Raw genomic sequence first — 8,319 nt, forward strand, 5'->3', positions numbered from 1 at the left:
TCGCAGGAGCCACAACTGCCGCGATGACGGTGGCGGGATTCAGCCTGCCGATTGTTTTGTTAAGCGCCCTGGGAACCGGCATCCTGGCGGGATTGTGGAACGGCATTCTGGTGGCGATCCTCAAAATCCAGCCGTTTGTCGCCACTCTGATCCTGATGGTTGCCGGGCGCGGCGTGGCGCAACTGATCACCTCCGGGCAGATCGTCACGTTTAACTCGCCGGATCTCTCGTGGTTCGGCAGTGGATCGCTGCTGTTCCTACCAACGCCAGTCATTATCGCCGTGCTGACGCTTCTCCTGTTCTGGCTGTTGGCCCGCAAAACGGCGCTGGGGATGTTTATCGAAGCCGTTGGTATCAACATTCGGGCGGCAAAAAATGCCGGAGTAAACACGCGGATCATCGTCATGCTTACCTACGTGTTGAGCGGGCTGTGTGCGGCAATCGCGGGCATTATCGTGGCGGCGGATATTCGCGGTGCCGATGCCAACAACGCCGGATTATGGCTGGAACTGGACGCTATACTCGCGGTGGTGATCGGCGGTGGATCGCTGATGGGCGGGCGTTTTAACCTGCTGCTTTCGGTAGTGGGGGCGCTGATCATTCAGGGAATGAACACCGGGATTTTACTTTCGGGCTTTCCGCCAGAGATGAACCAGGTGGTGAAAGCGGTGGTGGTGCTTTGCGTGCTGATTGTCCAGTCGCAACGCTTTATCAGTCTGATTAAAGGAGTGCGTAGCCGTGATAAAACGTAACTTGCCACTGATGATCACCATCGGCGTTTTTGTGCTGGGCTATCTCTACTGCTTGACGCAGTTTCCCGGTTTTGCTTCCACGCGAGTGATATGCAATATCCTGACCGATAACGCCTTTTTGGGGATTATTGCTGTCGGTATGACCTTTGTGATCCTCTCCGGCGGGATCGATCTTTCCGTCGGTTCGGTGATCGCTTTTACCGGCGTGTTTCTGGCAAAAGTGATTGGCGACTTTGGGATTTCACCACTATTGGCCTTCCCGCTGGTGCTGCTGATGGGGTGTGCATTCGGCGCATTTATGGGGCTTCTGATCGACGCGCTGAAGATCCCGGCATTCATTATTACCCTTGCGGGAATGTTCTTTTTGCGTGGCGTCAGCTATCTCGTTTCGGAAGAGTCGATCCCGATTAACCATCCGATTTACGACACACTCTCAAGCCTTGCGTGGAAAATTCCCGGCGGTGGGCGTTTAAGCGCGATGGGGTTACTGATGCTGGCGGTCGTGGTTATCGGTATTTTCCTCGCGCATCGCACCCGCTTTGGTAATCAGGTGTATGCCATTGGTGGCAACGCGACGTCGGCAAACCTGATGGGGATTTCTACCCGCAGCACCACGATTCGCATTTATATGCTTTCCACCGGACTGGCAACGCTGGCGGGGATTGTCTTCTCGATTTACACCCAGGCCGGATACGCGCTGGCAGGCGTAGGTGTGGAACTGGACGCTATCGCGTCGGTGGTGATTGGCGGCACGTTGTTAAGTGGTGGGGTAGGGACGGTATTGGGGACGCTGTTTGGCGTGGCGATTCAGGGACTCATTCAGACTTACATAAACTTTGACGGTACGCTGAGTTCATGGTGGACGAAAATCGCCATCGGCATTTTGTTGTTTATTTTTATTGCCTTACAGCGTGGGCTAACGGTGCTGTGGGAGAATCGTCAGAGTTCACCAGTGACAAGAGTCAACATTGCGCAGCGATAAAAACGCCTCTCCGTGTGGAGAGGCGCAGGAGATTACGCGTCCGGGAACTCACGGATAAAGCGTTCGACATCTTCAACCATATGGTCATTGCCGACGAAGAACGAACGGCGCTGGTGCAGGGTTTCCGGGATGATATCCAGAATACGCTCTTTGCCATCGCTCGCTTTACCGCCCGCTTGTTCCGCCAGGAATGCCATCGGGTTGCACTCATACAGCAAACGCAGTTTGCCGTCCGGGTGGCTGGCGGTGCTTGGGTAGAGATAAATTCCACCTTTCAGCAGGTTACGGTGGAAATCCGCAACCAGTGAACCGATATAACGCGAGGTATACGGGCGGTTGGTGGATTTATCTTCTTCCTGGCAGAATTTAATGTACTTCTTCACCCCGTTAGGGAACTTAATGTAGTTTCCTTCGTTGATGGAGTAGGTTTTGCCTTTCTCCGGGAAGCGCATCCGTTCCTGGCACAGGCAGAAAACGCCGAGTGAAGGATCATAGGTAAAGGCGTGAACACCGCATCCTGTGGTGTAAACCAGCATGGTAGAGGAGCCGTATACCACGTAACCTGCGGCAACCTGTTTGTTACCAGGCTGGAGGAAATCTTCTTCCGTTACCGGCGTACCGACAGGTGTAACGCGGCGGTAGATGGAGAAAATCGTACCGACAGAGACGTTAACATCGATGTTGGACGAGCCATCCAGTGGATCCATCAGCACAACGTATTTTGCGTGTTCACAGCCTTCAAAGACGACAATCTCATCTTCTTCTTCAGATGCAATGCCCGCAACGATATCGCGCGCTTTCAATGCGGCTTTCAGTTTTTCATTAGCGAACAGATCGAGTTTCTGCTGAACCTCGCCCTGCACGTTCTCAGCACCGCTGGCACCCAGGATATCAACCAGTCCTGCTTTGTTGATATCGCGATGGATAATCTTGGCGCCCAGTTTTATTGCCGACAGCAAAGCAGTGAGTTCACCGGTAGCATGAGAAAACTCGTGCTGCTTTTCGACAATAAATTCACCTAACGTTTTCATAAAACTTTCCCTGCAATGTTTATGGAGTAAAGCGACCGCAACAATCTTAACAAATAATCTGAATGTTGCGCTCAGGTGAATCGCGCCAGCAAATTACGGATTATCCTGAAATGCGTTTCTCACTTGCCCGACATATGCGTAAAATGAGCGGTAGATTAAAAAAGGATAATGACGTATGCGCATTCATATTTTAGGAATTTGTGGCACGTTTATGGGTGGTCTGGCGATTCTGGCACGCCAGTTAGGCCATGAAGTAACGGGTTCGGACGCCAATGTGTATCCGCCGATGAGCACCTTACTTGAGAAGCAAGGCATTGAGCTGATTCAGGGTTACGATGCCAGCCAACTCGATCCGCAGCCGGATCTGGTGATTATTGGTAATGCCATGACCCGTGGAAATCCGTGTGTGGAAGCGGTACTGGAAAAAAACATTCCGTATATGTCGGGGCCGCAGTGGTTGCACGATTTCGTGCTGCGCGACCGCTGGGTGCTGGCCGTTGCCGGTACACACGGCAAAACCACCACGGCGGGAATGGCGACCTGGATTCTGGAACAGTGCGGCTATAAACCGGGTTTTGTTATTGGCGGTGTGCCTGGAAACTTTGAGGTTTCGGCGCGTCTGGGCGAAAGCGACTTCTTTGTTATCGAAGCGGACGAGTATGACTGCGCCTTCTTCGACAAACGCTCCAAATTTGTCCATTACTGCCCGCGCACGCTGATCCTCAACAACCTTGAGTTCGATCATGCCGATATCTTTGACGACCTGAAAGCGATCCAGAAACAATTCCATCATCTGGTGCGTATTGTTCCTGGGCAGGGGCGTATTATCTGGCCGGAAAACGACATCAACCTGAAACAGACCATGGCGATGGGCTGCTGGAGCGATCAGGAACAGGTGGGCGAGCAGGGGCGCTGGCAGGCGAAAAAGCTGACCACCGATGCTTCCGAATGGGAAGTATTGCTGGACGGCGAAAAAGTGGGTGAGGTGAAATGGTCACTGGTTGGCGAACATAACATGCACAACGGCCTGATGGCGATTGCTGCGGCTCGCCATGTTGGTGTTGCGCCGGCAGATGCTGCTAATGCACTGGGGTCGTTTATCAACGCTCGTCGTCGTCTGGAGTTACGCGGTGAAGCGAATGGCGTGACGGTGTATGACGATTTTGCCCATCATCCGACGGCGATTCTGGCAACGCTGGCGGCGCTGCGCGGTAAAGTCGGTGGTACGGCGCGTATTATTGCCGTGCTGGAACCGCGCTCAAACACCATGAAGATGGGCGTCTGCAAAGACGATTTGGCACCGTCATTAGGTCGTGCCGATGAAGTCTTCCTGCTGCAACCGGCGCATATTCCGTGGCAGGTAGCTGAAGTGGCAGAAGCCTGTATTCAGCCTGCGCACTGGAGTGGTGATGTCGATGCGTTGGCAGATATGGTGGTGAAAACCGCCCAGCCAGGCGACCATATTCTGGTGATGAGCAACGGCGGTTTTGGTGGGATTCATCAGAAACTGCTGGATGGTCTGGCGAAGAAGGCGGAAGCTGCGCAGTAATTCTGAAGCTTCAGCCTGGGGTAGCATTGCCGGATAAGGCGTTTACGCCGCATCCGGCAAACCATACTCATATCAACAACAAAACTTACCCTTCGTTCTCTGCCAGCTCGCGCAGATACTGGAAAATCTGTCGCGCGGATTTCGGCGGCTTATTCCCTTCTTTCTCTTTCTTCGCGTTGCGGATCAGAGTACGCAGTTGCTGGCGATCGGCATCGGGCCACAGATTCAATACATCAGCGATGGCATCATCACCGTGATCGATCAGACGGTCGCGCAGGTTTTCCAGTTTATGGAACAGCACCACCTGCTGGTTGTGGCGGTTTTTTAGCTTATCCAGCGCCTGACGAATAGGCTCTACGTCGCGCTGGCGTAGCATTTTACCGATGAGCTGCAACTGGCGGCGGCGACCTTCCATTTTAATACGCTGGGCTAACTCGATAGCCGCACGCAGATCCGCATCTAACGGGATCTTATCCAGCGCGTTTTTCCCCAGATCAACAATTTCCGCGCCCAGGCGTTTTAGCTCCTCGGCATCACGTTTAATTTCACTTTTACTGACCCAGATAATTTCATCGTCTTCGTCTTCGATATCATCACCGGGAACGTCGTCGAGCCAGTCTTCGGGCTGCTTAGTCATGTCAGGCTCCTTAAAAAAAGAGGCTAATGTTACCAGTTAAGATGCGCACTGAAAAACGGTTCTCTGTTAGACTTCAGAGAAACTCTCTACATTATGGCACTTGCAATGAAAGTAATCTCTCAAGTTGAAGCGCAGCGCAAGATTCTGGAAGAAGCAGTTTCGACTGCGCTGGAGTTGGCCTCAGGCAAATCGGACGGTGCGGAAGTTGCCGTCAGCAAGACCACCGGCATTAGCGTAAGCACGCGCTATGGTGAAGTGGAGAATGTCGAATTCAATAGCGATGGCGCGCTGGGGATCACCGTTTATCACCAAAACCGCAAAGGTAGCGCATCATCCACCGATTTAAGCCCGCAGGCTATTGCCCGCACCGTACAGGCGGCGCTGGATATTGCCCGTTATACCTCGCCAGATCCTTACGCAGGCGTGGCAGATAAAGAGCTGCTGGCCTTTGACGCGCCGGATCTCGACTTGTTCCACCCTGCGGACGTTTCCCCGGATGAAGCCATTGAACTGGCGGCTCGTGCTGAACAGGCGGCATTGCAGGCGGACAAACGCATCACCAATACCGAAGGCGGCAGCTTTAACAGCCACTACGGCGTCAAAGTATTTGGCAACAGCCACGGTATGTTGCAGGGCTATTGTTCAACGCGTCATTCACTTTCCAGCTGTGTGATTGCCGAAGAAAATGGCGATATGGAACGTGATTACGCCTACACCATTGGCCGTGCGATGAGCGATCTACAAACGCCGGAGTGGGTTGGGGCAGACTGCGCTCGCCGCACTTTATCGCGACTGTCGCCGCGTAAACTTTCCACCATGAAAGCGCCGGTGATTTTTGCCAATGAAGTCGCAACCGGATTGTTTGGTCATTTGGTTGGCGCAATTGCCGGTGGTGCTGTCTACCGTAAATCCACCTTCCTGCTCGACTCGCTGGGTAAACAAATTCTGCCGGACTGGCTGACCATTGAAGAACATCCGCATCTGCTGAAAGGGCTGGCATCTACTCCATTCGACAGCGAAGGGGTGCGTACCGAGCGTCGCGATATTATTAAAGATGGCATCCTGACTCAGTGGCTGCTGACCAGCTATTCCGCGCGCAAACTGGGGCTGAAAAGTACCGGTCATGCGGGCGGCATCCACAACTGGCGTATTGCCGGGCAAGGACTCAGCTTTGAGCAGATGCTCAAAGAAATGGGCACCGGCCTGGTGGTGACGGAACTGATGGGCCAGGGCGTGAGTGCAATTACCGGTGATTATTCCCGTGGTGCAGCGGGCTTCTGGGTAGAGAATGGCGAAATCCAATATCCGGTTAGCGAAATCACCATCGCAGGTAATTTGAAAGATATGTGGCGCAATATCGTCACTGTTGGTAACGATATTGAAACACGCAGTAATATACAGTGTGGTTCTGTTCTGTTACCGGAGATGAAAATCGCCGGACAGTAAAAAACTGGCGCGACCTGCCGCGCTTAAACTAAAAAATTACACAAAATCATTCGCACTGCATCGAGACGGAAAGTGAATGAGAGCCGGGGAGCGTACTCGTAGTACGTGACTCGGGCGAATGAGCGTAGCCGTCGATGAGGTAGTGTGAAGGATGAAGTGTAAATAAAAAAGGAAGTGAGCAATGCGTAAAAGCCTGTTAGCTATTCTTGCAGTCTCCTCGTTGGTATTCAGTTCGGCGTCGTTTGCCGCTGAGCTGGAAGACAATATGGAAACCCTCAACGACAATTTAAAAGTGGTCGAAAAAGCCGATAACGCGGCGCAAGTCAAAGACGCGTTAACCAAAATGCGTGCTGCGGCGCTGGATGCGCAAAAAGCGACGCCACCGAAGCTGGAAGGCAAATCACCGGACAGCCCGGAGATGAAAGACTTCCGCCACGGTTTCGACATTCTGGTCGGTCAGATTGACGACGCGCTGAAGCTGGCTAATGAAGGTAAAGTCAAAGAAGCACAGGCCGCCGCAGAGCAACTGAAAACGACCCGCAACGCCTATCACCAGAAGTATCGTTAATTCCTTATTGGGCGGTGAAACGTTACCGCCCAACGCTTTCTTCTCCCTTCGTAAAATCACCGCAATATCTATCTTCACCACGGCATATTCCTGCGTGTCGTCCTCATTTTTGCGAGGCGTTTTCCAGAAATGAATGTAATGCATATGTAATGCTATAATGCATTACACTTTTCATAATTACCGGAGGCATAATGGCCACACTTAACGTCCGCCTGGATGACAAACTGAAAAATGAGGCTTATGCGGTGCTGGAAAAATTAAATATCACGCCTACTGAAGCAGTGCGGCTGCTGTTTCAGTACGTTGCGGAAAATGGACGAATGCCGGTAAAAACGCTCACTGTCAGTGATAGTGAAGAAGCCTTGTTACGCACTGTCAGGGAACGACTGGCCAACCCACAAGAGGCCATTAAGGTCCGACTGGATGAACTATGAGCTGGCTTTTGATCTGCGGGCGCTGAAAGAGTGGCAAAAACTGGGCGTGACAGTCCTGGAACAATTTAAAAAAAAGCTTGAGGATGTGCTGAAAAGGCCGCGCAATCCATCGGCTAAACTGCGGGATTTACCGGACTGCTACAAAATTAAGCTGCACACACAGGGATATCGCCTGGTTTATCAGGTTAACGATAAAGAGTTGCTCGTGTTGGTGATAGCTATTGGTAAGAGAGAGAACTCAGCCGTTTATGAAGACGCGACTAAACGGCTGGATGAGTGATTAACGCAAATGATGCACCACCTGATTGCTGCTGCCGCGCCAGATCAAGGAAGGGTCTTTTAAATCCTGCACAAATTTGCCGTCGACCAGCACGTTAATCAAATCAACAACCTGCATTTGCGCAGCGTTGAGTTCGTCGAGTTTATAGCCTGTCCACACCCAGATGTCTTTACCCGGACACTCGGCGCGGATGCGTTGTACCAGTTTCAGAATATCCGGCACGTTTTGCGGATGCAGCGGATCGCCGCCGGAGAGGGAAATACCCTGGCGTTTGATACGAGTGTCATTCAGATCGTTAATGATCTGGTCTTCCATTGCTTTGGTAAATGGCTGACCGGAATTTACCCGCCAGGTGCTTTTGTTATAGCAACCGGGGCATTCATGAACACACCCGGAGACAAACAGAGTGCAGCGAGTGCCGGGGCCGTTGACGATGTCGACAGGATAGTACTGATGATAATTCATTTTCGCTTCTCAATTGACGCCATGACTGCTCTGGTGCGTACGGGGCGAAGTCCTCTGAGGCTTACGCATTTGCCACCTTGCGACGACACCAACTGGCTAGAGGCAACTCATTATGTCGGGAGTCAAGAAGGGGCACGGAACGGTCCCCTCTCCCTGAGGGAGAGGGTTAGGGTGA

10 protein-coding genes are annotated in these 8,319 nt (G+C 52.3%); 7 read left to right on the top strand and 3 right to left on the bottom strand.

The annotated features are described in order from the left end of the window. The coding region (locus tag EQY_RS0118005; RefSeq protein WP_000408080.1) for an ABC transporter permease at positions 1–752 on the top strand (752 nt) is incomplete at its 5' end. Next, positions 739–1,734 (top strand): galactofuranose ABC transporter, permease protein YjfF, encoded by a 996-nt coding sequence (gene yjfF, locus EQY_RS0118010; RefSeq protein ID WP_000596004.1) that lies wholly within the window; start codon positions 739–741, stop codon positions 1,732–1,734. The genes EQY_RS0118005 and yjfF, both read left to right, overlap by 14 nt. A 32-nt stretch (positions 1,735–1,766) precedes the next feature. Here the strand turns inward: yjfF and fbp are convergent, their stop codons facing one another. Continuing rightward, positions 1,767–2,765, bottom strand: a complete 999-nt coding sequence (fbp, locus tag EQY_RS0118015; protein ID WP_000853753.1) for a class 1 fructose-bisphosphatase — start codon at positions 2,763–2,765, stop codon at positions 1,767–1,769. Positions 2,766–2,940: 175 nt separating this feature from the next. Between fbp and mpl the strand changes: the two genes are divergently transcribed. Further along, positions 2,941–4,314, top strand: a complete 1,374-nt coding sequence (mpl, locus tag EQY_RS0118020; protein WP_001219777.1) for a UDP-N-acetylmuramate:L-alanyl-gamma-D-glutamyl-meso-diaminopimelate ligase — start codon at positions 2,941–2,943, stop codon at positions 4,312–4,314. A gap of 85 nt (positions 4,315–4,399) precedes the next feature. On the opposite strand, the gene yjgA is transcribed toward mpl, so the two are convergent. Beyond that, positions 4,400–4,951: a ribosome biogenesis factor YjgA gene (yjgA, locus tag EQY_RS0118025; RefSeq protein WP_000166265.1), complete on the bottom strand. Its 552-nt coding sequence runs from the start codon at positions 4,949–4,951 to the stop codon at positions 4,400–4,402. Positions 4,952–5,044: 93 nt separating this feature from the next. On the opposite strand from yjgA, the gene pmbA reads away from it, so the two are divergent. The 4 genes from pmbA to EQY_RS0118045 all read left to right on the top strand — a co-directional run bounded on the left by pmbA (position 5,045) and on the right by EQY_RS0118045 (position 7,679). Next, complete coding sequence (gene pmbA, locus EQY_RS0118030; protein WP_001162186.1) at positions 5,045–6,397, top strand: metalloprotease PmbA; 1,353 nt, start codon at positions 5,045–5,047, stop codon at positions 6,395–6,397. A 181-nt stretch (positions 6,398–6,578) separates the two neighbouring features. Beyond that, positions 6,579–6,965, top strand: a complete 387-nt coding sequence (cybC, locus tag EQY_RS0118035; protein ID WP_001232258.1) for a cytochrome b562 — start codon at positions 6,579–6,581, stop codon at positions 6,963–6,965. Positions 6,966–7,156: 191 nt separating this feature from the next. Next, positions 7,157–7,399 carry a type II toxin-antitoxin system RelB/DinJ family antitoxin gene (locus EQY_RS0118040; protein ID WP_000212715.1) on the top strand — a complete coding sequence of 81 codons (243 nt, stop codon included), beginning with the start codon at positions 7,157–7,159 and terminating at the stop codon, positions 7,397–7,399. Next, entirely contained in the window at positions 7,389–7,679 is a 291-nt protein-coding gene (locus tag EQY_RS0118045; protein WP_001105429.1) for a type II toxin-antitoxin system RelE family toxin, read from the top strand. Before EQY_RS0118040 ends, EQY_RS0118045 begins: the two co-directional genes overlap by 11 nt. Here EQY_RS0118045 and nrdG read toward each other — a convergent pair whose 3' ends face one another. Then, complete coding sequence (nrdG, locus tag EQY_RS0118050) at positions 7,680–8,144, bottom strand: anaerobic ribonucleoside-triphosphate reductase-activating protein (RefSeq protein ID WP_001106233.1); 465 nt, start codon at positions 8,142–8,144, stop codon at positions 7,680–7,682. It lies immediately after the preceding gene. Between the last annotated feature and the right edge of the window lie 175 nt (positions 8,145–8,319).

It is taken from the genome of Escherichia sp. TW14182 (assembly GCF_000208525.1).
Lineage (GTDB): Bacteria > Pseudomonadota > Gammaproteobacteria > Enterobacterales > Enterobacteriaceae > Escherichia > Escherichia ruysiae.

Bases quoted from the DNA above. Each gene is read 5' to 3' on its own strand.
- cybC (WP_001232258.1), top strand. From the start codon at position 6,579: ATGCGTAAAAGCCTGTTAGCTATTCTTGCAGTCTCCTCGTTGGTATTC.
- EQY_RS0118045 (WP_001105429.1), top strand. From the start codon at position 7,389: ATGAACTATGAGCTGGCTTTTGATCTGCGGGCGCTGAAAGAGTGGCAA.
- yjgA (WP_000166265.1), bottom strand. From the start codon at position 4,951: ATGACTAAGCAGCCCGAAGACTGGCTCGACGACGTTCCCGGTGATGAT.
- pmbA (WP_001162186.1), top strand. From the start codon at position 5,045: ATGGCACTTGCAATGAAAGTAATCTCTCAAGTTGAAGCGCAGCGCAAG.
- EQY_RS0118040 (WP_000212715.1), top strand. From the start codon at position 7,157: ATGGCCACACTTAACGTCCGCCTGGATGACAAACTGAAAAATGAGGCT.
- nrdG (WP_001106233.1), bottom strand. From the start codon at position 8,144: ATGAATTATCATCAGTACTATCCTGTCGACATCGTCAACGGCCCCGGC.
- mpl (WP_001219777.1), top strand. From the start codon at position 2,941: ATGCGCATTCATATTTTAGGAATTTGTGGCACGTTTATGGGTGGTCTG.
- fbp (WP_000853753.1), bottom strand. From the start codon at position 2,765: ATGAAAACGTTAGGTGAATTTATTGTCGAAAAGCAGCACGAGTTTTCT.